At 57.5% G+C, this 25,133-nt stretch carries 25 protein-coding genes; 18 read left to right on the top strand and 7 right to left on the bottom strand.

Annotated features, from left to right (window positions below; all coding sequences use genetic code 11):
• Positions 1-44: 44 nt before the first annotated feature.
• Together rarD and yigI are read right to left on the bottom strand one after the other, a co-directional pair.
• A complete protein-coding gene (rarD, locus tag LGM20_RS24525) occupies positions 45-941 on the bottom strand; it encodes an EamA family transporter RarD (RefSeq protein ID WP_023291570.1) in 897 nt (298 codons plus the stop codon).
• A gap of 48 nt (positions 942-989) precedes the next feature.
• Positions 990-1,454, bottom strand: coding sequence for an acyl-CoA thioesterase YigI (yigI, locus tag LGM20_RS24520; protein WP_002883404.1), 465 nt, complete (start codon positions 1,452-1,454; stop codon positions 990-992).
• 152 nt (positions 1,455-1,606) lie between these two features.
• Here yigI and pldA point away from each other — a divergent pair, with 152 nt between their 5' ends.
• The 3 genes from pldA (at position 1,607) to rhtC (ending at position 5,043) form a co-directional block, all read left to right on the top strand.
• A complete protein-coding gene (gene pldA, locus LGM20_RS24515) occupies positions 1,607-2,467 on the top strand; it encodes a phospholipase A (RefSeq protein ID WP_044521760.1) in 861 nt (286 codons plus the stop codon).
• Positions 2,468-2,534: 67 nt separating this feature from the next.
• The gene (gene recQ, locus LGM20_RS24510) at positions 2,535-4,361 is read left to right on the top strand and encodes an ATP-dependent DNA helicase RecQ (RefSeq protein WP_044521762.1); all 1,827 of its coding nucleotides are present in this window, start codon (positions 2,535-2,537) and stop codon (positions 4,359-4,361) included.
• 61 nt (positions 4,362-4,422) lie between these two features.
• Complete coding sequence (gene rhtC / locus LGM20_RS24505) at positions 4,423-5,043, top strand: threonine export protein RhtC (RefSeq protein ID WP_023291572.1); 621 nt, start codon at positions 4,423-4,425, stop codon at positions 5,041-5,043.
• A gap of 44 nt (positions 5,044-5,087) precedes the next feature.
• Here rhtC and LGM20_RS24500 read toward each other — a convergent pair whose 3' ends face one another.
• Both LGM20_RS24500 and rhtB read right to left on the bottom strand, forming a co-directional pair.
• On the bottom strand, positions 5,088-6,020 hold the full coding sequence (locus LGM20_RS24500) for an Rpn family recombination-promoting nuclease/putative transposase (protein WP_023291573.1): 933 nt from the start codon (positions 6,018-6,020) through the stop codon (positions 5,088-5,090).
• 162 nt (positions 6,021-6,182) lie between these two features.
• Positions 6,183-6,803, bottom strand: coding sequence for a homoserine/homoserine lactone efflux protein (gene rhtB, locus LGM20_RS24495; protein WP_002883411.1), 621 nt, complete (start codon positions 6,801-6,803; stop codon positions 6,183-6,185).
• A gap of 109 nt (positions 6,804-6,912) precedes the next feature.
• Here rhtB and pldB point away from each other — a divergent pair, with 109 nt between their 5' ends.
• From pldB to LGM20_RS24480, 3 genes are all read left to right on the top strand, one after another.
• Positions 6,913-7,905 (top strand): lysophospholipase L2, encoded by a 993-nt coding sequence (pldB, locus tag LGM20_RS24490; protein WP_008807942.1) that lies wholly within the window; start codon positions 6,913-6,915, stop codon positions 7,903-7,905.
• A 44-nt stretch (positions 7,906-7,949) separates the two neighbouring features.
• Positions 7,950-8,750: a sugar/pyridoxal phosphate phosphatase YigL gene (yigL, locus tag LGM20_RS24485; protein ID WP_044521765.1), complete on the top strand. Its 801-nt coding sequence runs from the start codon at positions 7,950-7,952 to the stop codon at positions 8,748-8,750.
• An 88-nt stretch (positions 8,751-8,838) separates the two neighbouring features.
• Positions 8,839-9,738, top strand: coding sequence for a carboxylate/amino acid/amine transporter (locus LGM20_RS24480; protein ID WP_044521766.1), 900 nt, complete (start codon positions 8,839-8,841; stop codon positions 9,736-9,738).
• Here the strand turns inward: LGM20_RS24480 and metR are convergent.
• Entirely contained in the window at positions 9,626-10,579 is a 954-nt protein-coding gene (gene metR, locus LGM20_RS24475; protein ID WP_032454519.1) for an HTH-type transcriptional regulator MetR, read from the bottom strand. The genes LGM20_RS24480 and metR overlap by 113 nt on opposite strands.
• Before the next feature lie 247 nt (positions 10,580-10,826).
• Here metR and metE point away from each other — a divergent pair, with 247 nt between their 5' ends.
• Positions 10,827-13,091 carry a 5-methyltetrahydropteroyltriglutamate--homocysteine S-methyltransferase gene (gene metE, locus LGM20_RS24470; RefSeq protein ID WP_044521770.1) on the top strand — a complete coding sequence of 755 codons (2,265 nt, stop codon included), beginning with the start codon at positions 10,827-10,829 and terminating at the stop codon, positions 13,089-13,091.
• Between the two features lie 59 nt (positions 13,092-13,150).
• Here the strand turns inward: metE and LGM20_RS24465 are convergent, their stop codons facing one another.
• Positions 13,151-13,963, bottom strand: a complete 813-nt coding sequence (locus tag LGM20_RS24465) for a dienelactone hydrolase family protein (protein WP_044521772.1) — start codon at positions 13,961-13,963, stop codon at positions 13,151-13,153.
• Positions 13,964-14,235: 272 nt separating this feature from the next.
• Between LGM20_RS24465 and udp the strand changes: the two genes are divergently transcribed.
• From udp to tatD, 9 genes are all read left to right on the top strand, one after another.
• The gene (gene udp / locus LGM20_RS24460; protein ID WP_002883419.1) at positions 14,236-14,997 is read left to right on the top strand and encodes a uridine phosphorylase; all 762 of its coding nucleotides are present in this window, start codon (positions 14,236-14,238) and stop codon (positions 14,995-14,997) included.
• Between the two features lie 133 nt (positions 14,998-15,130).
• Positions 15,131-16,579: a DNA recombination protein RmuC gene (gene rmuC / locus LGM20_RS24455; RefSeq protein WP_023291578.1), complete on the top strand. Its 1,449-nt coding sequence runs from the start codon at positions 15,131-15,133 to the stop codon at positions 16,577-16,579.
• 70 nt (positions 16,580-16,649) lie between these two features.
• Positions 16,650-17,405 (top strand): bifunctional demethylmenaquinone methyltransferase/2-methoxy-6-polyprenyl-1,4-benzoquinol methylase UbiE, encoded by a 756-nt coding sequence (gene ubiE / locus LGM20_RS24450; RefSeq protein WP_023291579.1) that lies wholly within the window; start codon positions 16,650-16,652, stop codon positions 17,403-17,405.
• Positions 17,406-17,418: 13 nt separating this feature from the next.
• Positions 17,419-18,024 carry a ubiquinone biosynthesis protein UbiJ gene (ubiJ, locus tag LGM20_RS24445; RefSeq protein ID WP_032454522.1) on the top strand — a complete coding sequence of 202 codons (606 nt, stop codon included), beginning with the start codon at positions 17,419-17,421 and terminating at the stop codon, positions 18,022-18,024.
• Positions 18,021-19,661 (top strand): ubiquinone biosynthesis regulatory protein kinase UbiB, encoded by a 1,641-nt coding sequence (gene ubiB, locus LGM20_RS24440; RefSeq protein WP_044521773.1) that lies wholly within the window; start codon positions 18,021-18,023, stop codon positions 19,659-19,661. The genes ubiJ and ubiB overlap by 4 nt, the downstream gene beginning before the upstream one ends.
• Positions 19,662-19,790: 129 nt before the next feature.
• Complete coding sequence (tatA, locus tag LGM20_RS24435; RefSeq protein WP_002883425.1) at positions 19,791-20,042, top strand: Sec-independent protein translocase subunit TatA; 252 nt, start codon at positions 19,791-19,793, stop codon at positions 20,040-20,042.
• Positions 20,043-20,045: 3 nt separating this feature from the next.
• The gene (gene tatB, locus LGM20_RS24430) at positions 20,046-20,570 is read left to right on the top strand and encodes a Sec-independent protein translocase protein TatB (RefSeq protein WP_023291582.1); all 525 of its coding nucleotides are present in this window, start codon (positions 20,046-20,048) and stop codon (positions 20,568-20,570) included.
• 2 nt (positions 20,571-20,572) lie between these two features.
• On the top strand, positions 20,573-21,352 hold the full coding sequence (gene tatC, locus LGM20_RS24425; protein ID WP_004886745.1) for a Sec-independent protein translocase subunit TatC: 780 nt from the start codon (positions 20,573-20,575) through the stop codon (positions 21,350-21,352).
• A 43-nt stretch (positions 21,353-21,395) separates the two neighbouring features.
• Positions 21,396-22,187 carry a 3'-5' ssDNA/RNA exonuclease TatD gene (gene tatD / locus LGM20_RS24420; RefSeq protein WP_032454525.1) on the top strand — a complete coding sequence of 264 codons (792 nt, stop codon included), beginning with the start codon at positions 21,396-21,398 and terminating at the stop codon, positions 22,185-22,187.
• On the opposite strand, the gene rfaH is transcribed toward tatD, so the two are convergent.
• Positions 22,184-22,672: a transcription/translation regulatory transformer protein RfaH gene (gene rfaH, locus LGM20_RS24415; protein WP_004886742.1), complete on the bottom strand. Its 489-nt coding sequence runs from the start codon at positions 22,670-22,672 to the stop codon at positions 22,184-22,186. The two genes, tatD and rfaH, sit on opposite strands and share 4 nt — an antisense overlap.
• Positions 22,673-22,850: 178 nt before the next feature.
• Between rfaH and ubiD the strand changes: the two genes are divergently transcribed.
• Positions 22,851-24,326 carry a 4-hydroxy-3-polyprenylbenzoate decarboxylase gene (ubiD, locus tag LGM20_RS24410; protein WP_023291584.1) on the top strand — a complete coding sequence of 492 codons (1,476 nt, stop codon included), beginning with the start codon at positions 22,851-22,853 and terminating at the stop codon, positions 24,324-24,326.
• A 49-nt stretch (positions 24,327-24,375) separates the two neighbouring features.
• A complete protein-coding gene (gene fre, locus LGM20_RS24405) occupies positions 24,376-25,077 on the top strand; it encodes an NAD(P)H-flavin reductase (protein WP_004886735.1) in 702 nt (233 codons plus the stop codon).
• Positions 25,078-25,133: the final 56 nt, after the last annotated feature.

Below are 25,133 nucleotides of genomic sequence, written 5' to 3'. Positions count from 1 at the left end.
TGGACTTTTGTAAGCCGGATAGGGCATAGACGCTATCCGGCAATTTACTGGCTCCGACGCCCCCGTCTTTGCGTATACACCGCATCCATCACGAATATCGCCAGCGCCACCCAGATAAAGCCAAAGGTGACCATTTTATCCTTGCCCGGCACTTCGCCGTAGAACGTCACCGCCAGCAGGAACATCAGCGTTGGGCCGATGTACTGGAAAAAGCCCAGCGTGGAGAGCCGCAGACGCGTTGCCGCCCCGGTGAAGCACAGCAGAGGGATGGTGGTCACCACGCCCGCCGCCATCAGCAGCAGATTGAGCGACCAGGGGTTCTGCCCCATATGGCTGGTGGGGCTGTCGGTGATGCCGAACAGCCAAATCGCCGCCACCGGCAACAGCCACAGCGTTTCCACCAGCATGCCGGTCTGCGCATCGACAGCGATTTTCTTGCGCACCAGACCATAAAAGGCAAAGCTGAAGGCCAGCCCAAGGCCGATAATCGGCAGCGAACCAAAGGTCCAGAGCTGCACCAGCACGCCGCAAAAGGCGAGGATCATCGCCAGCCACTGCAGGCGACGGAAACGTTCGCCAAGGAAAATCATCCCTAACAGAATGTTCACCAGCGGGTTGATAAAGTAGCCGAGACTGGCTTCCAGCATATGGTGGTTATTCACCGCCCAGATGAACAGCAGCCAGTTGCCGCCGACCAGCACCGCAGAGAGCGCCAGCAGGAAGATCTTGCGCGGCGTCTTCAGCAGCTTTTTCACCTGCGGCCATTGGCGGCTGACGCTGATGAGCGCCACCATGAAGAAGAAAGACCAGATCACGCGATGGGTCAGAATTTCATCGGCGGGAACATAGTAGATAAGTTTGAAGTACGCCGGCGCGATACCCCAGATAAAGTAGGCGGCGAGGGCCAGAATAATCCCCAACCGCGTCTGTTTCGCATCCATCGGTAAAATCCATTGCCAAAGAGAGTGATGTTACTCGATTTTGGCCAATCAACCCACCATATAGGTCGCTGTTGCGCTGGCAATATATACCTGCGCTTCGTTATGCAGTTCCACACGGGCTACCGCCACTTTATTGCCGGCGCGCAGCAGGGTGCTGGTCGCGGTAAAACGTTCGCCGCGGCCCGGACGCAGGTAGTCCACGCGCAGGTCGATGGTTCCCATGCGGGAAAGCCGCTGGCGCAGCTCTTCTTCGTTGATAGTGTCATGGCGGGTAAGGGTGCTGCCAACGCAGACCAGCCCTGCGGCGACGTCCAGCGCGGAGGCGATCACTCCGCCATGCAGAATGCTTTGCGCCCAGTTGCCGACCATCATCGGCTGATTATTAAAGCTGAGCTGGGCAAACGCTTTTTCATAGCGCTCCAGTTCGAGGCCGAGGGCGCGGTTAAACGGCATGTGATAGACGAAAATCTCCCCCACCAGTTTCAGAGCTGCTTCGGCAGTAAGTTCGGACATAACACCGGTTCCATTCGTTAATAAAATGTTGATTTTATGCTTCTAAAATATTGATTTCCACTTTCGGAGTGGATTAGGGGGCAGGGGATTAATAAACAGGTAGAATGTCTTCAGGTTAAACAAAAATAAAAACTATTTATCAGGAGACCAGCATGCGTATCTCTTTGGCCTGCCTGGCGGCGCTGTGCGCGCTACCGGCTGGTGCTATGGCGCAGGATGCGTCGGTACACGACAAACCAGCAGTGCGCGGCAGTATTATCGCCAACCTGCTACAGGATCATGATAATCCTTTTCTGCTCTACCCTTATGAAAGCAACTATCTGCTCTACACGTGGACCAGCGATCTCAATAAAGAGGCGATTCGCAGCTATGACTGGGCCGAAAATGCCCGTAAAGATGAAGTGAAGTTTCAGCTGAGCCTCGCCTTCCCGCTGTGGCGCGGCATCCTGGGGGATAATTCGCTGCTCGGCGCGTCCTATACCCAGAAATCCTGGTGGCAGCTCTCCAACAGCAAAGAGTCGGCGCCGTTTCGCGAAACCAACTACGAACCCCAGCTGTTTCTTGGCTTTGCGACCGACTATCAGTTTGCCGGCTGGACGTTGCGCGATATCGAAATGGGATATAACCACGACTCGAATGGCCGTTCCGATCCCACCTCACGCAGCTGGAACCGGCTTTATGCCCGCCTGATGGCGCAAAATGGCAACTGGCTGGTGGAAGTGAAACCCTGGTATGTGGTGGGCAGCACCGATGATAACCCGGATATCACCAAATATATGGGCTATTACCGCCTGAAGGTGGGTTACCAGCTGGGCGAGGCGATCCTCAGCGCGCAGGGGCAATACAACTGGAATACTGGCTACGGCGGGGCGGAACTTGGGGTGAGCTATCCCATCACCAAACATGTTCGCGCTTACACCCAGATCTACAGCGGCTACGGCGAATCGCTTATCGACTACAACTTTAATCAAACGCGCGTCGGCGTCGGGCTAATGCTTAACGATCTGTTTTAATCGTTGCACTCTGGCTCGCAGGCGCTGAAAATAGCGCCTGTTTTCTTTTCAGGCAAATGGGGTCAACGTGGCACAGGCGGAAGTATTAAATCAGGAATCGCTGGCTAAGCAGGTTTTACAAGAGACCTTCGGCTACCAGCAGTTCCGTCCTGGCCAGGAGACGATTATCGAGACGGCGCTCGAGGGCCGTGACTGCCTGGTGGTTATGCCGACCGGTGGCGGCAAGTCGCTGTGTTATCAGGTACCGGCGCTGGTCATGGGCGGCCTGACGGTCGTGGTCTCGCCGCTGATCTCGCTGATGAAAGATCAGGTCGATCAGCTGCTGGCCAACGGCGTGGCGGCGGCCTGTCTGAACTCGACGCAGAGCCGCGAACAGCAGCAGGACGTGATGGCCGGCTGCCGCAACGGGCAGGTTCGTCTGCTGTATATCGCCCCGGAACGGTTGATGCTCGACAACTTCCTTGAGCATCTGGCGAACTGGAATCTGGCGATGCTGGCGGTGGACGAAGCGCACTGCATCTCTCAGTGGGGCCATGACTTCCGCCCGGAATATGCCGCGCTGGGCCAGCTGCGTCAGCGGATGCCGCAGATCCCGTTTATGGCGTTGACCGCCACCGCCGATGACACCACCCGCCGCGATATCGTCCGTCTGCTGGGACTTAACGATCCGCTGATTCAGGTCAGCAGCTTCGACCGGCCGAACATCCGCTATATGCTGATGGAGAAATTCAAGCCGCTCGACCAGCTGATGCGCTACGTCCAGGATCAGCGAGGCAAATCGGGCATTATCTACTGCAACAGCCGTTCGAAAGTGGAAGATACCGCCGCGCGCCTGCAGAGCCGCGGCATCAGCGCGGCGGCTTACCATGCCGGCCTGGAAAACGACGTGCGCGCCGACGTGCAGGAGAAATTCCAGCGCGACGATCTGCAGATTGTGGTGGCGACAGTGGCCTTTGGGATGGGCATCAACAAGCCGAACGTCCGCTTTGTGGTGCATTTTGATATCCCGCGCAATATTGAATCCTACTATCAGGAGACCGGCCGCGCCGGGCGTGACGGCCTGCCGGCGGAAGCGATGCTGTTTTACGATCCGGCGGACATGGCGTGGCTGCGCCGCTGTCTGGAAGAGAAGCCCGCCGGACCGCTGCAGGATATCGAACGGCATAAGCTGAACGCGATGGGGGCGTTTGCTGAAGCCCAGACCTGTCGTCGTCTGGTGCTGCTGAACTACTTTGGCGAAGGACGCCAGGAGCCGTGCGGTAACTGCGATATCTGTCTTGATCCGCCGAAGCAGTACGATGGCTTAATGGACGCCCGCAAGGCGCTCTCCACTATTTATCGGGTTAACCAGCGCTTCGGGATGGGTTACGTGGTGGAAGTCCTGCGTGGCGCCAACAATCAGCGCATCCGCGAGATGGGCCACGATAAGCTCCCGGTATACGGCATCGGCCGGGAACAGAGTCACGAGCACTGGGTGAGCGTGATCCGCCAACTGATTCACCTTGGGCTGGTGACGCAGAATATCGCCCAGCACTCCGCGCTGCAGCTGACCGAAGCCGCACGCCCGGTGCTGCGCGGCGACGTTCCGCTGCAGCTTGCCGTACCGCGTATCGTGGCGCTGAAGCCGAAGGCGATGCAGAAATCCTTCGGCGGTAATTACGATCGTAAGCTGTTTGCCAAGCTGCGCAAGTTACGTAAAGCGATTGCCGATGAAGAAAACATTCCCCCGTACGTGGTCTTCAACGACGCGACGCTGATTGAGATGGCGGAGCAGTCGCCGCTAACCGCTGGCGAAATGCTCAGCGTCAACGGCGTAGGGACACGTAAACTCGAGCGTTTCGGCAAGCCGTTTATGGCGCTGATCCGGTCGCATGTCGATGGCGACGATGAGTAGTCAGCTGGCTATAAAAGTGCCAGAATAGTTATCCTCTTCATTATTTTCCTGCGAGTTAACTATGCTGATGCTTTTCCTCACCGTGGCGCTGGTGCATATCATTGCGCTAATGAGCCCGGGGCCGGATTTTTTCTTTGTCTCACAAACGGCCATCAGCCGCTCGCGCAGAGAGGCGGTGATGGGCGTACTGGGGATCACCTGCGGCGTGATGATCTGGGCGGGGGTTGCGCTGCTCGGCCTGAACCTGATCCTCGCCAGAATGGCATGGTTGCACAACATCATTATGATCGGCGGTGGCTTGTACCTGTGCTGGATGGGCTATCAGATGTTGCGCGGCGCGTTGAAAAAAGAGGCGGTGTCCCCGGCAGAACCGCAGGTTGAACTGGCCCGCAGCGGACGCAGCTTCCTGAAGGGATTGCTGACCAATCTGGCGAACCCGAAAGCGATTATCTACTTCGGCTCGGTGTTCTCGCTGTTCGTCGGTGACAGCGTTGGCGCCGGCGCGCGCTGGGGCATTTTTCTGCTGATTATCATGGAGACGCTGGCCTGGTTTTTGGTGGTTGCCAGCCTGTTCGCCCTGCCGGGGATGCGCCGCGGCTATCAGCGGATGGCGAAGTGGATCGACGGTATCGCCGGCACGCTGTTTGCGGGCTTCGGCATCCATCTGATTATCTCGCGTTAACCTGGCGCGATGCTCCACCCGGCTATATCCGGGTGGAGAAAGTGTCAATAGCGAAGCCGCTGCAGCTCGTCTTCAGACAGACCGGTCATTTCCATAATCGCTTCGTCATCGATCCCGCGTTTGCGCATCGCTTCGGCAACCTGCAGCAAGGCCTGATGTTTGCCTTCCTTTATACCTTCCTTTATGCCTTGCTGTACGCCTTTCCTGATGCCTTTTTCCATACCTTCTGCGAGCCATGTTTCCGCCAGCGTCATCAGTAATCCTCCATGCTGCGGCACGCGCTGTGCCAGCCCGTATAAGAGTGCCCGAGTATCCTCGGCATCCCCTGCCTGAGCCATATAGTTTACCAATACGGTGATTTGTTGTCCGCTCATCTGCTCCAGCATTAAGAGTTGGGTCAACTTATCCAGCAATTGCGCCATATCGCGCTGGCGGATGTGTTTTTGCACCAGCGTCAGGGCCGCCATGCTGCGGTGCTGCATAATGTCGTCGTCGGGGATCACCGTGATATCGACCAGCGGAAACGCCCCGCTATAGAGCTGGCGGGCGGTCTCGGGATCGGCGAAATTATCCAGCCAGCTCATAGACCAGGGATAGGGGCTGCGTCGTCCCTGATAGAAGAGGACCGGAATAACCAGAGGCAGCGTTTTATGGCCGCTCTCCAGATGGCGCTGCATGGCGGCGACGGCATAGCGCATTAAGCGAAAGGCCATCAGTTTATCGGGGGCGCTCTGGTGCTCGATCAGAACATGGACATACCCTTTACCGCGGGTGGTTTCCAGCGAATAGAGAATATCGCTGTAGTAGGGCCTGAGATCGTCTTCAAGAAAGCTGCCGGATTCCAGACGCAGGGTATCCAGTTTGCAGATCGCTGTTAACGACGGTGGCAGGTGGATCTCGATAAAATCGCGCGCTGTCTCTGCCCGCGACAGAAAAGTTTTAAATACCGCATCATGTGGGGTCGCCGTTTCTGCCATCGCCGTTCATCCGTGAATCACGTCTCTGACGGCATCCTGGCACGGCGGGCTCAGCGTCGACAGCGGGCAAAAAGATTAATTTCCCGCTTTGCGCGCCGGCTCGCGCAGAGAGATGGCTTCGCCAGCCAGGCGAACCTCTCTTTGCGAGCGAGATTCCATCATTCAGGCGTGACGGGCGGAGGCAAGCAGCGCCCCAACCAGCATAAACAGTGAACCAAAGACTTTGTTCAGCGCCTTCATCTGCTTTGGCCCCTTAATCCATGCTGAAATGCGCTGTGCGAGGGTTGCATAGCCAATCATCACAATGATATCGACGACGATGGTGGTGACGCCCAGAACGAGATACTGCATCACCTGGGGCTGGTGGGGCAGGATAAACTGTGGAAACAGGGCGGCCAGAAAAACGATGCTTTTAGGATTGGTGAGATTCACGAACACCGCCCGCTGGAACAGTTTGCCGCGGGTCTGCGCCTTCGCCAGCGTATTCAGGTCGATGGCCCCTGCCGCGCGCCATTGCTGGATACCCAGCCAGATTAGGTAGGCTGCGCCGGCCCATTTCAGCACCTCAAAGGCCAGCACCGAGCGGGAGAAGAGAGTGCCGAGGCCGACGCCGACCAGCACGATATGAATGGCCAGCCCGGTCTGCAAACCGGCAATCGACGCCGCCGCGCCGCGGTAACCGTGGTTAATGGAGGTGGTCATGGTATTAATCGCTCCGGAACCCGGGGACAGGCTGAGAATGATTGATGTCAGCAGGTAGGCGAACCACCACTCAATGGTCATGAGAAACTCCCTGATTGTCTGTTTTTATGCCACAATACGCTATTGTGTCAGCATTGTGTGATACACGGCAAAAAAACGATTTTCAGCGGTTAACAGGGGTGTAAACCCGATGTTTGGGCAGAAAAAGGACTGGGAAACACGAGAAAACGCGTTTGCGGCCTTTAGCATGGGGCCGCTGACGGATTTCTGGCGACAGCGCGAAGAGGCTGAATTTAAAGGCGTCGATGATGTACCGGTACGCTTTGTTCGCTTTTGCGCGCAAAATAACGATCGGCTGGTGCTGATTTGCCCCGGGCGCATTGAAAGCTACGTGAAGTATGCTGAAGTGGCCTACGATCTCTTTCACAGCGGCTTTGACGTAATGATCATTGATCATCGCGGCCAGGGACGCTCGGGTCGTCTGCTCTCTGATACCCACCGCGGGCACGTGGTTAACTTCAGCGATTATGTTGATGACCTGGCTGCGCTCTGGCAGCAGCAGGTGGTCCCGGGCCACTGGCGAAAACGGTTTATCCTCGCTCACTCTATGGGCGGGGCGATTGCCACGCTTTTTCTGCAACGCTACCAGGCGCATTGCGATGCCATTGCGCTCTGCGCGCCGATGTTCGGGATTATCATTCGGCTGCCGGACTGGATGGTGCGGCATATTCTCGACTGGGCTGAGGGCCATCAGCGCATTCGCGAAGAGTATGCCATCGGCACCGGACGCTGGCGGGCGCTGCCTTTTGCCGTTAACGTGCTGACGCACAGTCGACAACGCTATCGTCGTAACCTGCGCTTCTATGCCGACGAGCCGCGACTGCAGGTCGGCGGCCCGACCTGGCACTGGGTGCGCGAAGGCATGCTGGCCGGTGATGAAGTGCTGGCGAATGTGGAGAAAGATACGGCCCCGACGCTGCTGCTGCAGGCGGAAGAGGAGCGGGTGGTCGATAATCTGATGCACGACCGCTATTGTGAATTACGGGCCGCCGCCGGCCATCCCTGTGAGGGCGGAAAGCCGCTCGTCATTGAAGGGGCATACCATGAGATCCTTTTTGAAAAGGACGCTATGCGCTCAGTCGCGCTCAATGCCATCGTCGAGTTTTTCAATCGACATACTTAATCCGACGATAACGCTCGTCGCCCTGCTTAGAGGTTAACTTTTTTATGTACCAGGTTGTTGCGTCTGATTTAGACGGCACGCTGCTTTCCCCCGATCATTTCCTGACCCCGTATGCCAAAGAGACGCTGAAGCTGCTTACCGCTCGTGGGATCAATTTCGTCTTCGCCACTGGCCGACACTACATCGACGTCGGGCAGATCCGCGATAATCTCGGCATCCGGTCGTACATGATCACCTCTAATGGCGCCCGCGTTCACGATAGCGATGGCCAGCAAATTTTCGCCCATAACCTCGACCGCGATATTGCCGCCGACCTGTTTGAAATCGTGCGCAACGACCCGAAAATTGTCACTAACGTCTATCGGGAAGATGAGTGGTATATGAACCGCCATCGCCCGGAAGAGATGCGCTTTTTCAAAGAGGCGGTGTTTAACTACAAGCTGTATGAGCCGGGCGTACTGGATCCGCAGGGGATCAGCAAGGTGTTCTTTACCTGTGAGGATCACGAACATCTACTGCCGCTTGAGCAGGCGATGAACGCCCGCTGGGGCGATCGCGTGAACGTCAGCTTCTCCACCTTAACCTGCCTGGAGGTGATGGCGGGCGGGGTATCGAAGGGGCATGCGCTGGAGGCGGTGGCGAAAATGCTCGGCTACAGTCTGTCCGATTGCATCGCTTTCGGCGACGGCATGAACGACGCCGAGATGCTGTCGATGGCCGGTAAAGGCTGCATTATGGCCAACGCCCACCAGCGGCTGAAGGATCTGCATCCGGAGCTGGAAGTGATCGGCAGCAACGCCGACGATGCGGTCCCGCACTATCTGCGTAAGCTGTACCTCGACTGAAAAAGATTGACGACTGGCGAATAACTGTCCAGTCGTCAACCTGACTCTTCGCTACAATGCCTGTTCTTTATCCAACGAGACGACCATTGTGGCGCTGTTAATTATCACCACTATCCTGTGGGCCTTTTCTTTCAGCCTGATTGGCGAGTACCTGGCCGGTAGCGTCGACAGCTATTTTTCGGTGCTGATGCGCGTGGGCCTGGCGGCGCTAGTGTTCCTGCCTTTCCTGCGGACGCGCGGCCAGTCTCCGCGCACGATCGTGCTCTATATGCTGGTGGGCGCGATGCAGCTTGGCATCATGTACCTGCTGGCCTTTCGCGCCTATCTCTATCTGACGGTCTCGGAATTCCTGCTGTTTACCGTGTTTACCCCGTTGTATATCACGCTGATCTACGATTTGCTCAGCGGACGTAAACTACGCTGGGGCTATCTGCTGAGCGCCGCGCTGGCGGTGCTGGGGGCGGCGATTATCCGTTACGACAAAGTCAGCGATCATTTCTGGACCGGGCTGTTACTGGTGCAGTTGTCAAACCTCTGCTTCGCCATCGGGATGGTGGGTTACAAGCGCCTGATGGAGGTGCGACCGATGCCGCAGCACAATGCCTTTGCCTGGTTCTATGTCGGGGCCTTTATCGTGGCGGTGGCGGCATGGTTTATGCTGGGCAACCCACAGAAGCTGCCGACCACCAGGCTGCAGTGGAGCGTGCTGGTGTGGCTTGGCGTCGTGGCTTCCGGGCTGGGCTACTTCATGTGGAACTATGGCGCCACTCAGGTGGACGCTGGCACGCTGGGGATCATGAATAACGTCCATGTCCCCGCCGGGCTGTTGGTTAACCTTGCCATCTGGCAGGAGCAGCCGCACTGGCCGAGCTTTATTAGCGGAGCGTTGGTGATCCTGGCCTCGCTGTGGGTCCATCGACGCTGGGTCGCTCCGCACTCCGGACAAACGGCAGATGATCGCACGCGTGGTTCCGCGCGGAGCGAATAAACGCTTCGGTGACCGGTTGACGCTGTTCGCCATCGCGAACGGCCGCGTACAGACGGCTCCATAATCCCTCGCCCAGGGTTTTGGTCACCACCAGACCCTGGCGTTCAAAACTTTCCACCACCCAGTGCGGCAGCGCGGCGATACCCATCCGGGCTGCCACCATCTGGATCAGCAACAGCGTGTTATCGACGCTTTTCAGCTGGGGACTGATGCCGGCCGGCTGCAGGAAATGACGCCAGATGTCGAGGCGTCCGCGCTGCACGGGATAAATCAGCAGCGTTTCCGTGGCCAGATCCTCCGGCGTAATCAGCGTCTTCATGGCTAACGGGTGCTCAGGCGCCAGCACCAGGCGCACCTCATAATCAAACATTGGCGAGTAGTGCAGACCGCTGCGCGGCAGGATATCTGAGGTCATGACCAGATCCAGTTCGCCCTGCTGCAGCGCAGGCTGCGGATCGAAGGTGACGCCGGAATGGAAGTCGACTTCCACGTGCGGCCAGCGGGCGCGGAAATTCTCCAGCGCCGGCGTGAGCCACTGAATACAGCTGTGGCATTCGATAGCCAGCCGCAGCCGGGTCTGTTGTGGTTCGTTACAGTCCTGCAGGGCGCGAGCGATCTGCGGCAGCACCTGGTTGGCCAGCTGTAAGAGGATCTCCCCTTGAGGAGTAAAACGCAGCGGCTGGCTCTTACGCACAAAGAGACGAAAGCCGAGGCGCTGTTCCAGATCGCTGAACTGGTGAGACAAGGCGGACTGGGTCTGATGCAGGGCAGCCGCTGCGCCCGCCAGTGAACCGCTGTTCCGCAACGCTTGCAGCGTTTTCAGATGTTTAATTTCGATCATGAAAGTCCTTCACTTCGCCATGAGCAATTTGCGCTTGAGGAATATACAGTAACTGCCAATTATGGATGTGTAAACATCTGGACGTCTAAAACTCGTCATATTTCGACTTGCAGATGCGTTGGCTGCCTCGCTTACCCCAGTCACTTACTTCAGTAAGCTCCTGGGGATGCGCATCGTTGCCGCCTTCCTGCAAGCCGAACTATTTAGAGTTTTTCTTCAGATTCAATGAAATAAGAGAGGAACAAAAATGACAATTATTAACCACACCCTCGGTTTCCCTCGCGTTGGCCTGCGTCGCGAGCTGAAAAAAGCGCAAGAGAGCTACTGGGCGGGCAATGCCACTCGCGAGGAGCTGCTGGCGGTAGGCCGGGAACTGCGCGCCCGTCACTGGGAGCAGCAGAAGCAGGCCGGTATTGACCTGCTGCCGGTGGGCGATTTCGCCTGGTACGACCATGTTCTGACCACCAGCCTGCTGCTTGGCAACGTGCCGGCTCGTCATCAGAACAAAGACGGCTCTGTCGATATCGATACCCTGTTCCGCATTGGCCGCGGCCGCGCTCCCACCGGCGAGCCAGCGGCCGCTGCGGAAATGACCAAGTGGTTCAACACCAACTATCACTACATGGTGCCAGAGTTCGTGAAGGGCCAGCAGTTCAAACTGACCTGGACCCAACTGCTGGATGAAGTGGACGAAGCGTTGGCGCTGGGCCACAAGATCAAGCCCGTGCTGCTGGGGCCGGTGACCTATCTGTGGCTGGGCAAAGTGAAAGGCGAACCGTTTGACCGTCTGAGCCTGCTGAATGACATCCTGCCGGTTTATCAGCAGGTGCTGGCCGAACTGGCGAAGCGCGGCATTGAGTGGGTGCAGATTGATGAACCGGCGCTGGTGCTGGAGCTGCCGCCAGCGTGGCTGGAGGCCTTTAAACCGGCTTATGACGCCCTGCAGGGCCAGGTCAAACTGCTGCTGACCACCTATTTTGAAGGCGTTAGCGACAATCTCGAGACCATTACTGCGCTGCCGGTCCAGGGGCTGCACGTCGATCTGGTCCACGGTAAAGATGATGTCGCCGAACTGCATAAATGTCTTCCTGCCGACTGGCTGCTGTCCGCCGGCCTGATCAACGGGCGTAACGTCTGGCGCGCCGATCTCGCCGAAAAATATGCGCAAATTAAAAACCTCGTCGGTAAGCGCGAACTGTGGGTCGCGACATCCTGCTCTCTGTTGCACAGCCCGATCGACCTGAGCGTGGAGACGCGCCTTGATGCGGAAGTGAAGAGCTGGTTTGCCTTCGCGCTGCAAAAATGCGGTGAGCTGGCGCTGCTGCGCGATGCGCTGAACAGCGGCGATACCGCGGCGATTACCGAGTGGAGCGCGCCAGTCCATGCCCGTCGCCATTCGACGCGCGTACATAACCCGGCGGTGGAAAAACGGCTGGCGGCGATCACCGCTCAGGACAGCCAGCGCGCCAGCCCCTATGAGGTTCGCGCTCAGGCGCAGCGTCAACGCTTTAACCTGCCGACGTGGCCGACCACCACTATCGGGTCATTCCCGCAGACGACCGAGATCCGCGGCCTGCGCCTGGACTTCAAAAAGGGCAATCTGGACGCCAGTCATTATCGTACCGGCATTGCGGAACATATTAAGCAGGCGATCGTCGAGCAGGAGCGGTTAGGATTAGACGTACTGGTGCACGGGGAAGCCGAGCGGAACGATATGGTGGAATACTTCGGTGAGCATCTGGACGGTTTCATCTTCACGCAAAACGGCTGGGTGCAGAGTTATGGCTCCCGCTGCGTGAAGCCGCCGGTGGTGATCGGCGACGTCAGCCGTCCACAGGCGATCACCGTCGAATGGGCGAAGTACGCGCAGTCGCTGACCGACAAGCCGGTGAAAGGGATGCTCACTGGACCGGTGACGATTCTGTGCTGGTCCTTCCCGCGGGAAGACGTTAGCCGTGAAACCATCGCGAAACAGATTGCGCTGGCCCTGCGTGATGAAGTGGCGGATCTGCAAGCGGCCGGTATCGGCATCATCCAGATTGATGAGCCTGCTTTGCGCGAAGGGTTACCGCTGAAGCGCAGCGATTGGGATGCCTATCTGCAGTGGGGTGTGGAAGCCTTCCGCCTTAACGCCGCGGTGGCCAAAGACGACACTCAGATCCATACCCACATGTGCTATTGCGAGTTCAACGACATCATGGACTCCATCGCCGCGCTGGACGCCGACGTGATCACCATTGAAACCTCGCGTTCCGACATGGAACTGCTGGAGTCGTTCGAAGTGTTCGAGTATCCCAATGAAATCGGGCCGGGGGTATATGATATTCACTCGCCAAACGTACCGAGCGTGGAGTGGATCGAAGCGCTGCTGGAAAAAGCCGCGCAGCGTATCCCGGCGGAGCGGCTGTGGGTTAACCCGGACTGCGGCCTGAAAACCCGGGGCTGGCCGGAGACTCGCGCCGCGCTGGCGAATATGGTGCAAGCGGCGCGTAACCTGCGTCAATCTGCCTGATCGTCGCCCGAAAAATCAAAAAGGAGGCATTTGCCTCCTTTTTTTCCTGCTTCGGACGATTACCCTTTTTTACCGCCATATTGAGCAAACCAGTCGAGCATCCGCTGCCAGCCGTCTTTGGCTGACTCTTCGTGATAGCTGGCGCGATAGTCGGCGTTAAAGGCGTGATCGGCTTCAGGATAGACCACGATTTCCGCCGTGGCGTTGGCCGCCCGCAGCGCCTGGCGCATGGTTTCGACGGTGTCCTGTGGAATGCTGGCGTCTTTGGCGCCGTACAGGCCGAGTACCGGGGCGTTGAGATCGACGGCGATATCCACCGGGTGTTTTGGCGAATTCAGCGATTTTTCTCCTACCAGTTTGCCGTACCAGGCTACCGCCGCCTTCAACTGCGGGTTATGGGCAGCATATAGCCAGGTGATACGTCCGCCCCAGCAGAAGCCGGTGATCAGCAGACGATGGGCATCGCCGCCATGGCGCGCCGCCCAGCTGGCGACGTGGTCGAGATCCGCCAGCACCTGCGCGTCCGGCACCTTCGTAACCAGCTCTTTAAACAGGGTCGGGATATCGTGATACTCATTCGGATCGCCCTGACGGAAGTACAATTCAGGCGCGATAGCCAGATAGCCTTCCTGCGCCAGGCGACGACAAAGATCGCGAATATGCTCATGCACGCCGAAGATTTCCTGCACCACGATGACGATCGGCAATGGGCCATCGGCGTTTTTCGGGCGGGCATGGTAAGCCGGCATGTTTTCCCCCTGAGAGGGAATAGAGGTCTCTCCGGTGACAATATGCTCTTCCGGCGTATGAACGGCGGTTGCGGCATGCGGCGAGGCTGCAGGTGCGAATCCAGGTTGCTTGGTGGTGGTCATGGTATTCTCCGTACCCTTATTTATTAGCGCATCAGTAACTATAGACCCTTTACCTTTAGTTCGGGCGGTAATAAAGCACAGTGCCTGAAAGCGGCTATCTTTTGTTCAGTGACGATGAATATAACTTGTTAATGTGATGTTTATCACTATTTACTGAAAAACAACTGCAATCATTATTGTTCTTGGTGACTAACATCACAAAATGTTGCCAGGGGCTTCTGTACAGTACCGTTTTGCTTCTGCTGATAATTCGACCCACAGAGGAGTTTTTTATGTCCAAGTCTGATGTTTTTCATCTCGGCCTCACCAAGAACGATTTACAAGGGGCTACGCTGGCTATCGTCCCTGGCGATCCGGAGCGTGTGGAAAAGATCGCCGCGCTGATGGATAAGCCGGTTAAGCTGGCATCTCACCGCGAATTTACCTCCTGGCGCGCGGAACTGGACGGCAAACCGGTGATCGTCTGCTCCACCGGCATCGGCGGCCCGTCTACGTCTATCGCTGTGGAAGAGCTGGCGCAGCTTGGCGTGCGTACCTTCCTGCGCATTGGCACCACCGGCGCCATTCAGCCGCACATCAACGTTGGCGATGTGCTGGTGACTACCGCTTCCGTTCGTCTGGACGGCGCCAGCCTGCACTTCGCGCCGATGGAATTCCCGGCCGTCGCAGATTTCGCCTGCACCACCGCGCTGGTGGAAGCAGCGAAATCCATTGGCGCCACCACCCATATCGGCGTGACCGCTTCCTCGGACACCTTCTACCCGGGACAGGAGCGTTACGACACCTTCTCCGGCCGCGTAGTGAGCCGCTTCAAAGGCTCCATGGAAGAGTGGCAGGCGATGGGCGTGATGAACTATGAAATGGAATCCGCTACGCTGTTGACCATGTGCGCCAGCCAGGGCCTGCGCGCCGGGATGGTGGCCGGGGTTATCGTTAACCGTACCCAGCAAGAGATCCCTAACGCCGAAACCATGAAGCAAACCGAAAGCCATGCGGTGAAAATCGTCGTGGAAGCGGCGCGCCGTCTGCTGTAATTCAACGCTTTCCCTGTCAGGCCGGATCCTCCGGCCTTTTTTTTGCGTCGCCTCTCGCAGGAAATTCCTTTTAAACTGGACGTTTGTACAGCACAATTCTATTTTGTGTCATCAGGTTATCGCAGGGGGCGTCGTGGATCTCTCCATTATTATCAGCGCGGTTATCGCACTGGCTGCTGGATTAATCGTCGGCTGGCTGGCGACCAAAGCGCGCGCCGATCAAATTCGGGCCGATCTTATCGAGGAGCGGCGAGAGCTGGATATTGAGCTGAGCGCCGCCCGTCAGCAGCTGGTACAGGAAGCCCACTGGCGTGAAGAGTGCGAGCTGCTGAACAACGAGCTGCGCAGCCTGCGGGATATCAATACCTCGCTGGAGGCCGATCTGCGAGAGGTTACCACCCGGCTCGAATCCACCCAGCTGCATGCGGAAGATAAGATCCGCCAGATGGTGAACAGCGAACAGCGCCTGAGCGAGCAGTTTGAAAACCTCGCCAACCGCATTTTCGAACACAGCAACCGACGCGTCGATGAGCAAAATCGCCAGAGCCTGCATGGCCTGCTGACACCGCTGCGCGAACAGCTGGACGGGTTCCGCCGCCAGGTGCAGGAGAGCTTCGGCCAGGAGGCGCGGGAAAGGCACACCCTGGCGCATGAGATCCGCAACCTGCAGCAGCTGAACGCGCAGATGGCGCAGGAGGCGCTGAACCTGACCAAAGCGCTGAAGGGCGATAACAAAACTCAGGGCAACTGGGGGGAAGTGGTTCTCACCCGCGTGCTGGAAGCCTCCGGCCTGCGGGAAGGCTATGAGTACCAGACCCAGGTCAGCATCGAGACCGACAACCGCTCGCGGATGCAGCCGGACGTCATCGTGCGCCTGCCGCAGGGTAAAGACGTGGTTATCGACGCCAAAATGACCCTTGTCGCCTATGAGCGCTATTTCAACGCCGAGGACGACTACACCCGCGAAGTCGCGCTGCAGGAGCACCTTGCCTCGGTGCGTAATCATATTCGCCTGCTGGGACGCAAGGATTATCAGCAACTGCCGGGCCTGCGCTCCCTCGACTATGTGCTGATGTTTATTCCCGTCGAGCCGGCATTCCTGCTGGCCATTGATCGTCAGCCCGAGCTCATTAGCGAGGCGCTGCAAAATAATATTATGCTGGTCAGCCCGACGACGCTGCTGGTGGCCCTGCGCACCATCGCCAATCTGTGGCGTTATGAGCACCAGAGCCGCAACGCGCAGAAGATCGCCGAGCGGGCGGGGCGCCTTTACGACAAAATGCGCCTGTTTGTGGACGATATGTCCGCTATCGGCCAGAGTCTGGATAAAGCGCAAGAGAACTATCGCCAGGCGATGAAAAAGCTCGCTTCCGGGCGCGGTAATCTGCTGGCTCAGGCGGAGGCTTTTCGCGGGTTGGGCGTGGAGGTCAAGCGCGGGATTAATCCTGATTTAGTCGAACAAGCCACTGCTCAGGACGATCAATATCGTCTCGAAGAGGAGGATAACCTGCCGGAAAATGACGCATTTTCGCCCGACTCTGCCGAGGCGGTGCGCAGCCGGGAGGCGGCTCCGCCACGCTGAAACGTATGGGAAATGCGCTGAGTCTGATACACTCAGTGAACATTTTCTTGAAAAGCAAGCAGGCATAAAGATGGTTGAGGATTCACAAGAAACGACGCACTTTGGCTTTCAGACGGTCGCTAAAGAGCAGAAAGCGGACATGGTGGCGCATGTATTCCATTCTGTCGCCGCAAAGTATGATGTGATGAATGACTTAATGTCGTTTGGTATCCATCGTTTGTGGAAGCGTTTCACCATCGACTGCAGCGGTGTACGTCGCGGGCAGACCGTGCTGGATCTGGCGGGGGGTACCGGTGATTTGACGGCTAAGTTTTCCCGTCTGGTAGGGGAAACCGGCCGCGTTATGCTTGCTGATATCAATGATTCAATGCTCAAAATGGGCCGCGAAAAGCTGCGCAATATCGGCATCGTGGGTAACGTTGAGTATGTTCAGGCCAACGCGGAAGCCCTGCCGTTTGCTGATAATACCTTTGACTGCATCACCATCTCTTTCGGTCTGCGTAACGTGACCGACAAAGAAAAAGCGCTGCGTTCGATGTACCGCGTGCTGAAGCCGGGCGGACGTCTGCTGGTGCTGGAGTTTTCTAAACCCATTATTGAACCGCTGAGCAAAGCCTACGACGCTTACTCCTTCCATATCCTGCCGAAGGTGGGCGAGCTGGTGGCAAAAGACGGCGACAGCTATCGCTACCTGGCGGAGTCGATCCGTATGCATCCGGACCAGGAATCCCTGAAAGGGATGATGCAGGATGCAGGCTTCGAAAGCGTGGACTACTACAACCTGACGGCAGGTATCGTTGCTTTGCATCGCGGTTACAAGTTCTGACAGGAGGGACGCTATGCCTTTCACACCCCTGGTGACCGCTGGCATTGAAACGGCGCTGAATACTTTCCTCTGGCGCGACAAAGCGCTAAAACCCGCCCGCCAGCGCCTGCTGGGCAAGGTATTGCGGGTACAGCTGCAGGACTTCTCCACGCCCGTGGTGCTGGTGTTCAGCGAACGCCAGGTTGATGTCCTGAGCGCCTGGGAGGGAGAGGCCGACTGCACCGTGATTACCCGGCTCAGCGTACTGCCAAAACTGCGCAACCGTCAGCAGCTCACGGCGCTTATCCGCAGCGGCGAGCTGGAAGTGCAGGGCGATCTGCAGGTGGTGCAGAACATGGTCACCCTGTGCGATCTGGCGGAGTTCGATCCCGCTGAACTGCTGGCGCCTTACACCGGCGACATCGTGGCCGAAGGCGTCGGTAAAGTTCTCCGCGGCGGCGCTCAGTTTTTACTGAAAGGGGCGCAGCGCCAGCAGCGCTATGTCGCGGAAGCGATCACTGAAGAGTGGCGCCTGGCGCCGGGGCCGCTGGAGCTGGCCTGGTTTGCTGAAGAGACGACGGCTATTGAACGCGCGCTGGCCGCACTGGAAAAACGGCTGGAAACGCTGGAGGGCAAATGACGCCAGGAGAATTACGGCGCCTGTATTTCATCGTCCACACCTTTTTGAGCTACGGGCTCGATGAGCTCATCCCCAAAATGCGGATCACGCTGCCGCTGCGTATCTGGCGGCGGATGCTGTTCTGGATGCCAAACCGCCATCAGGATCAACCCCTTGGCGCCCGTCTGCGGCTGGCGCTTCAGGAGCTGGGGCCGGTGTGGATTAAATTCGGCCAGATGCTTTCCACGCGGCGGGATCTCTTTCCGCCGCATATTGCCGATCAGCTGGCGCTGTTGCAGGACCGCGTGGCGCCCTTTGACGGGAAGCTCGCGCAGCAGCAGATAGAGAAAGCGATGGGTGGCCTGCCGGTGGAGGCCTGGTTTGATGATTTCTCCGTTGAGCCGTTAGCCTCGGCGTCTATCGCCCAGGTGCATACCGCGCGTCTGAAAGAGAACGGCAAAGAGGTGGTGATCAAGGTTATCCGTCCGGATATTTTGCCGATCATTAAAGCGGACATGAAGCTCATCTACCGCCTGGCGCGCTGGGTGCCGCGTCTGCTGCCTGACGGCCGCCGTCTGCGCCCGCAGGAGGTAGTTCGTGAGTATGAAAAAACGCTGCTGGACGAGCTGAACCTGCTGCGGGAATCCGCTAACGCCATTCAGCTGCGGCGTAATTTCGAAGAGAGCCCGATGCTGTATGTGCCGGAAGTGTACCCCGACTACTGCAGCGAAAGCATGATGGTGATGGAGCGCATCTACGGCATTCCGGTGTCCGACGTCGAGGCGCTGGAGGCTCAGGGAACCAACCTGCAGCTGCTGGCGGAGCGGGGCGTGCAGGTCTTCTTCACCCAGGTGTTCCGCGACAGTTTTTTCCATGCTGATATGCACCCTGGCAACATATTCGTCAGCTACGAGCACCCGGAAGATCCGCAGTATATCGGTATCGATTGCGGCATTGTCGGCTCGCTGAACAAAGAAGATAAGCGCTATCTGGCGGAAAACTTTATCGCCTTTTTCAACCGCGATTATCGTAAGGTTGCCGAGCTGCACGTCGACTCCGGTTGGGTTCCGCCGGACACTAATGTTGAAGAGTTTGAGTTCGCGATCCGCACGGTCTGCGAGCCCATCTTTGAGAAGCCGCTGGCGGAGATCTCCTTCGGCCACGTGCTGCTTAATCTGTTCAACACCGCGCGGCGCTTCAATATGGAAGTCCAGCCGCAGCTTGTTTTGCTACAGAAGACATTACTTTACGTAGAAGGGGTAGGCCGGCAGCTCTATCCTCAGTTAGACTTGTGGAAAACGGCGAAGCCTTTCCTTGAGTCGTGGATCAAAGATCAGGTCGGTATTCCGGCGCTGGTGCGCGCGTTTAAAGACAAAGCGCCGTTCTGGATCGAAAGAATGCCTGAAATACCTGAGCTGGTGTATCAGAGCCTGCAGCAGAGCAAACAGCTGCAGACCAGCGTCGATACTATCGTGCGGGATATGCATGTGCGTCATGTGCGCCAGGGCCAATCCCGTTATCTGTTTGGTATAGGCGCGGTTTTATTGCTCAGTGGTACGCTGCTCTTTATCCATCGCCCTGAGTGGGGAATGATGCCCGGCTGGCTGATGGCCGGCGGTGTCGTGACCTGGCTGATTGGCTGGCGAAAAACCCGCTGATCGGTTCGCCACTTCATGACGCAGGCTTATTTGCGCAAAATCATGCCGGTGGCCTGACGGCGAGGCGGCTGGCAGGATGGCGTGTATAATGCGTCCACATAATTCATCATCTGTCATAGGGGAACGTGTATGGGTGGTATCAGTATTTGGCAGTTATTAATTGTTGTCGTCATCGTAGTTCTGCTTTTCGGGACGAAGAAGCTGAGCTCACTGGGGTCAGACTTAGGGGCATCCATCAAAGGCTTTAAAAAAGCCATGAGTGATGATGATAAACCCGAAAAGTCGGCGCCAGACGCAGATTTCACGGCGAAAACTATCGCCGACAAACAGGATGATGCAAAAAAAGACGAGACAAAACGCCACGACAAAGAGCAGGTGTAACTCGTGTTCGATATTGGTTTTAGTGAACTACTGCTGGTGTTTGTAATTGGCCTCATTGTTCTGGGGCCACAGCGGCTTCCCGTCGCGGTTAAAACGGTGGTTGGCTGGATCCGTACGCTACGGTCGCTGGCGACCACGGTGCAGAATGAGCTGGCTCAGGAGCTAAAACTGCAGGAGTTCCAGGAGAGCCTCAAGAAGGTGGAAAAGGCCAGCCTGAATAACCTGACGCCGGAGCTGAAAGCCTCTATGGACGAGCTGCGCGAGGCCGCGGAGTCGATGAAGCGCTCCTATAGCGCCCACGATCCGGAAAAGGCCAGCGACGAAGCGAATACCATCCATAATCCGGTGGTGAAAGGCAGCGAAGCGCAGCGGCAGGACGTCACGCCGGCGACGGCCGAACATCAGGCCAGCGCTCCGGTTCATGCGCCAGAGCCCGTGGCCGACGAGCAACCCGCTTCACCGGCAGAGAAAACATCCGCTACGGCGGCTGCCCCCCATTCTTCCCCCGCATCGAGTGATAAACCGTAAACATGGGCGTAGACGATACACAACCGCTAATTTCGCATCTGATTGAGCTGCGCAAGCGTCTGCTCAACAGCATCATTGCTATCCTGGTGATCTTCCTGGCACTGGTCTATTTCGCCAATGATATCTATCAGCTGGTCTCGGCCCCGCTTATCAGCAAGATGCCGGTAGGCGCGACGATGATCGCCACCGATGTCGCTTCACCTTTCTTTACGCCGATAAAGCTGACCTTTATGGTGTCGGTGATCCTGTCGGTGCCGATTATTCTGTATCAGGTATGGGCCTTCGTCGCGCCGGCGCTGTATAAGCACGAGCGCCGGCTGGTGGTGCCCTTGCTGGTCTCCAGCACGCTGCTGTTCTATATCGGCATGGCTTTCGCGTATTTTGTCGTGTTTCCGCTGGCGTTCGGCTTTCTGACCCATGCTGCCCCGGAGGGGGTGCTGGTCTCGACCGATATCCGCAGCTATCTCGACTTCGTGATGGCGCTGTTTATGGCGTTCGGGGTCTCTTTTGAGGTGCCGGTCGCCATTGTGCTGCTCTGCTGGATGGGCGTCACTACGCCGGAAGAGCTGCGCAAAAAACGGCCGTATGTGCTGGTGGGCGCCTTCGTGGTGGGCATGCTGCTGACGCCGCCGGACGTGTTCTCGCAGACGCTGCTGGCCATTCCGATGTACTGTCTGTTTGAAGTCGGGGTGTTCTTTGCCCGCTTCTACACCGGGAAGCGTCTGACGCGCGATGACGATGCCGCGGCCGAAGCTGAAGCCGCTGAGCACAGAGAAGAGTAATACCGCCAACCGCCCGTCAGGGCGGTTGTCATATGGAGCGATCATGTTTGATATCGGCGTTAATCTGACCAGTTCGCAGTTTGCCCGCGACCATGATGAGGTGGTGGCGCGCGCCCGGTCGGCGGGGGTCCACGGCATGCTGCTGACCGGCACAAATTTGCCGGAGAGCCAGCAGGCGCAGAGAATGGCGAGCCATTACGCCGGCTGCTGGTCCACGGCGGGGGTTCATCCCCATGACGGCAGCAGCTGGACGCCAGCGGTCGCCGAGGCGATTTATGTCCTTGCCCGCGAGCCGCAGGTGGTGGCGATAGGGGAATGTGGTCTGGATTTTAATCGTAATTTCTCCACGCCGCAGGAGCAGGAGGCGGCATTCAGCGCCCAACTGGCGCTGGCCGCCGAGCTGTCGATGCCGGTGTTTTTACACTGCCGCGACGCCCACGACCGGTTTCTGACGCTACTTAAACCCTGGCTTGGGAAGATCCCGGGCGCGGTGCTGCACTGCTTTACCGGCAGCCGCAGCGAGGTGCAGGAATGTCTGGATCTGGGGCTGTTTATCGGCATTACCGGTTGGGTGTGCGATGAGCGGCGCGGGCTCGAGCTGCGAGAGCTACTGCCGGCGATCCCGGCGGAACGTCTGCTGCTGGAGACCGATGCGCCCTATCTGCTGCCGCGCGACCTCAAGCCGAAACCCGCCTCGCGTCGTAACGAGCCCGCGTATTTGCCGCATATCCTGGCCAGCGTCGCGGCCTGGCGCGGCGAGGAGGCGCAGTGGCTTGAGGCGCAAACGGACGCAAACGTCAGAGCGCTGTTTGGCGTCGACGTTATCGGCGCTTAGATTTTCTGGAAATCGGTGTTTTTTACGCTCTGCAGGACTTGCTTATTCAGCAGGTTTAACAGCAACATAGAGCGTGCTTCACCGTCCGGCTCGGTAAAGATAGCCTGTAAGCCTTCGAACGCGCCGTCGGTGATCAGTACGCTATCGCCCTCATGCGGCGTTTCCGGGTCGGTGATGCCTTCCGGTTTATAGATAGAGAGCTGATGGATGACCGCCGAAGGGACGATAGCGGGTAGGGCGCCAAAGCGCACGAAGTTGTTAACCCCGCGGGTGGCGCTGATGGTGGTGGTATGAATCACCTCTGGATCGAACTCAATAAACAGGTAGTTCGGGAACAGCGGTTCGCTGACCATGGTGCGTTTACCGCGAATGATTTTTTCCAGCGCAATCGTCGGCATCAGGCAGTTAACTGACTGACGTTCCAGATGTTCCTGGGCTCGTTGTAGCTGCCCACGTTTGCAATACAGTAAGTACCAGGCTTGCATAATGACTCATTCCACTTCTAATAACGGCAAGCATAACAAATGGCTGGTGTAATCGCGAAAGCCATTATAATTGAAATCCAAATTTCAGCGTTCTTTCACGCTAATTTAACAAAATTACAGCATCTCGCCGTTGAACACCGTATAATTAGCCGCCTGTAGAGAGGTCAATAACACTTTCATGAAATATCACGATCTTCGCGACTTTCTGACACTCCTGGAACAACAGGGCGAACTAAAACGTATCACTCTGCCGGTCGATCCCCACCTGGAAATCACCGAAATTGCCGACCGCACCCTGCGCGCTGGCGGTCCGGCGTTGCTGTTTGAGAATCCGAAAGGCTATACCATGCCGGTGCTGTGCAACCTGTTCGGCACGCCGCGGCGCGTGGCGCTGGGGATGGGTCAGGAGGACGTCAGTTCGCTGCGCGAGGTGGGTAAGCTGTTAGCCTTTCTGAAAGAGCCTGAGCCGCCCAAAGGTTTCCGCGATCTGTTTGATAAGCTGCCGCAGTTTAAGCAAGTGCTGAATATGCCGACCAAACGTCTGCGCGGCGCCCCCTGCCAGCAAAAAATCATCCAGGGCGATGACGTCGACCTGAGGAAAATCCCGATTATGACCTGCTGGCCGGACGATGCCGCGCCGCTGATCACCTGGGGGCTGACGGTGACCCGCGGGCCGCACAAAGAGCGGCAGAACCTGGGGATTTATCGCCAGCAGCTGATTGGCAAAAACAAACTGATTATGCGCTGGCTGTCTCATCGCGGCGGCGCACTGGATTTCCAGGAGTGGAGCGCGGCGCGTCCGGGCGAACGCTTCCCGGTTTCTGTGGCGCTCGGCGCCGACCCAGCGACCATTCTTGGCGCGGTGACCCCGGTGCCGGATACGTTGTCGGAATATGCCTTTGCCGGGCTGCTGCGCGGCACCAAAACCGAAGTGGTGAAATGCGTCTCGAACGATCTTGAAGTGCCAGCCAGCGCAGAGATTGTGCTGGAAGGTTATATCGAGGCCGGGGAGATGGCGCCGGAAGGTCCGTATGGCGACCATACCGGCTACTACAATGAAGTAGACCAGTTCCCGGTGTTTACGGTCACCCATATTACCCAACGTGAAGACGCGATTTATCATTCGACCTATACCGGCCGTCCGCCGGATGAGCCTGCGGTGCTGGGCGTGGCGCTGAATGAAGTCTTTGTCCCGATCCTGCAAAAACAGTTTCCGGAAATCGTCGATTTCTATCTGCCGCCGGAAGGGTGCTCCTACCGTCTGGCGGTGGTGACGATGAAAAAACAGTATGCAGGCCATGCCAAGCGCGTGATGATGGGCGTCTGGTCGTTCCTGCGCCAGTTTATGTACACCAAATTCGTGATTGTCTGCGATGACGATGTCAACGCTCGCGACTGGAACGATGTGATTTGGGCGATCACTACCCGTATGGACCCAGCTCGTGATACGGTACTGGTAGAGAATACGCCAATTGATTATCTGGATTTTGCCTCGCCGGTTTCCGGCCTGGGTTCAAAAATGGGGCTGGATGCCACCAATAAATGGCCTGGCGAAACCCAGCGTGAATGGGGTCGCCCAATCAAAAAAGATCCTGCCGTCACGGCGCGCATTGACGCCATCTGGGATGATCTGGCCATCTTTAAACAACAGTAAGCGGGGCTAACGCCGCTGTTTTGCTCTATAGACCCGACAGAGGGGACGCATGACAACCTTAAGCTGTAAAGTGACCTCGGTGGAGGCGATTACCGATACCGTGTATCGTGTTCGATTAGTACCGGAAGCGGCATTCTCTTTCCGCGCTGGCCAGTATCTGATGGTGGTAATGGATGAGCGCGACAAACGCCCATTCTCCATGGCCTCCACGCCGGCGGAACAGGAATTTATCGAACTGCATATCGGCGCCTCGGAGCTCAATCTGTACGCGATGGCGGTCATGGATCGCATCCTGAAAGAGCGCGAAATTGAGGTTGATATCCCGCATGGCGAAGCCTGGCTGCGTGAAGATGAAGACCGCCCGCTGATTTTGATTGCCGGCGGCACCGGCTTCTCTTATGTGCGTTCTATTCTGCTGACCGCGCTGTCACGCAATCCTCAGCGCGATATCGCGATTTACTGGGGCGGCCGCGAGACCAAACATCTGTACGATCTGGCTGAGCTGGAAGCCTTGAGCGTCAAACATCCGAATCTGCGTATTGAGCCGGTGGTTGAGCAGCCGGAAGAGGGCTGGCGTGGGCGTTCCGGCACCGTGCTGACCGCGGTGCTGCAGGATTACGGTACCCTGGCCGATCACGATATCTATATTGCCGGGCGTTTTGAGATGGCCAAGATTGCTCGCGACCTGTTCTGCAATGAACGCGGCGCGCGCGAAGATCGCCTGTTTGGCGACGCGTTTGCTTTTATCTGATATCTGCAAATAAAAAACCCGCCCCTGACAGGCGGGAAGAACGGCAACTAAACTGT

It is taken from the genome of Klebsiella quasipneumoniae subsp. quasipneumoniae (genome assembly GCF_020525925.1).
GTDB classification, from domain to species: Bacteria; Pseudomonadota; Gammaproteobacteria; order Enterobacterales; family Enterobacteriaceae; genus Klebsiella; species Klebsiella quasipneumoniae.
Note: the sequence above shows the minus strand (reverse complement) of the source record. Positions and strands in the feature narration are given on the sequence as shown.

Excerpts from the sequence above, each read along its gene's own strand:
- rhtC (WP_023291572.1), top strand. The coding sequence starts at position 4,423 with ATGCTGATGCTTTTCCTCACCGTGGCGCTGGTGCATATCATTGCGCTA.
- metE (WP_044521770.1), top strand. The coding sequence starts at position 10,827 with ATGACAATTATTAACCACACCCTCGGTTTCCCTCGCGTTGGCCTGCGT.
- pldA (WP_044521760.1), top strand. The coding sequence starts at position 1,607 with ATGCGTATCTCTTTGGCCTGCCTGGCGGCGCTGTGCGCGCTACCGGCT.
- rarD (WP_023291570.1), bottom strand. The coding sequence starts at position 941 with ATGGATGCGAAACAGACGCGGTTGGGGATTATTCTGGCCCTCGCCGCC.
- tatD (WP_032454525.1), top strand. The coding sequence starts at position 21,396 with ATGTTTGATATCGGCGTTAATCTGACCAGTTCGCAGTTTGCCCGCGAC.
- LGM20_RS24465 (WP_044521772.1), bottom strand. The coding sequence starts at position 13,963 with ATGACCACCACCAAGCAACCTGGATTCGCACCTGCAGCCTCGCCGCAT.
- fre (WP_004886735.1), top strand. The coding sequence starts at position 24,376 with ATGACAACCTTAAGCTGTAAAGTGACCTCGGTGGAGGCGATTACCGAT.
- metR (WP_032454519.1), bottom strand. The coding sequence starts at position 10,579 with ATGATCGAAATTAAACATCTGAAAACGCTGCAAGCGTTGCGGAACAGC.
- ubiB (WP_044521773.1), top strand. The coding sequence starts at position 18,021 with ATGACGCCAGGAGAATTACGGCGCCTGTATTTCATCGTCCACACCTTT.
- udp (WP_002883419.1), top strand. The coding sequence starts at position 14,236 with ATGTCCAAGTCTGATGTTTTTCATCTCGGCCTCACCAAGAACGATTTA.
- tatC (WP_004886745.1), top strand. The coding sequence starts at position 20,573 with ATGGGCGTAGACGATACACAACCGCTAATTTCGCATCTGATTGAGCTG.
- pldB (WP_008807942.1), top strand. The coding sequence starts at position 6,913 with ATGTTTGGGCAGAAAAAGGACTGGGAAACACGAGAAAACGCGTTTGCG.
- rhtB (WP_002883411.1), bottom strand. The coding sequence starts at position 6,803 with ATGACCATTGAGTGGTGGTTCGCCTACCTGCTGACATCAATCATTCTC.
- tatA (WP_002883425.1), top strand. The coding sequence starts at position 19,791 with ATGGGTGGTATCAGTATTTGGCAGTTATTAATTGTTGTCGTCATCGTA.
- yigI (WP_002883404.1), bottom strand. The coding sequence starts at position 1,454 with ATGTCCGAACTTACTGCCGAAGCAGCTCTGAAACTGGTGGGGGAGATT.
- rfaH (WP_004886742.1), bottom strand. The coding sequence starts at position 22,672 with ATGCAAGCCTGGTACTTACTGTATTGCAAACGTGGGCAGCTACAACGA.
- ubiJ (WP_032454522.1), top strand. The coding sequence starts at position 17,419 with ATGCCTTTCACACCCCTGGTGACCGCTGGCATTGAAACGGCGCTGAAT.
- LGM20_RS24500 (WP_023291573.1), bottom strand. The coding sequence starts at position 6,020 with ATGGCAGAAACGGCGACCCCACATGATGCGGTATTTAAAACTTTTCTG.
- yigL (WP_044521765.1), top strand. The coding sequence starts at position 7,950 with ATGTACCAGGTTGTTGCGTCTGATTTAGACGGCACGCTGCTTTCCCCC.
- ubiD (WP_023291584.1), top strand. The coding sequence starts at position 22,851 with ATGAAATATCACGATCTTCGCGACTTTCTGACACTCCTGGAACAACAG.
- ubiE (WP_023291579.1), top strand. The coding sequence starts at position 16,650 with ATGGTTGAGGATTCACAAGAAACGACGCACTTTGGCTTTCAGACGGTC.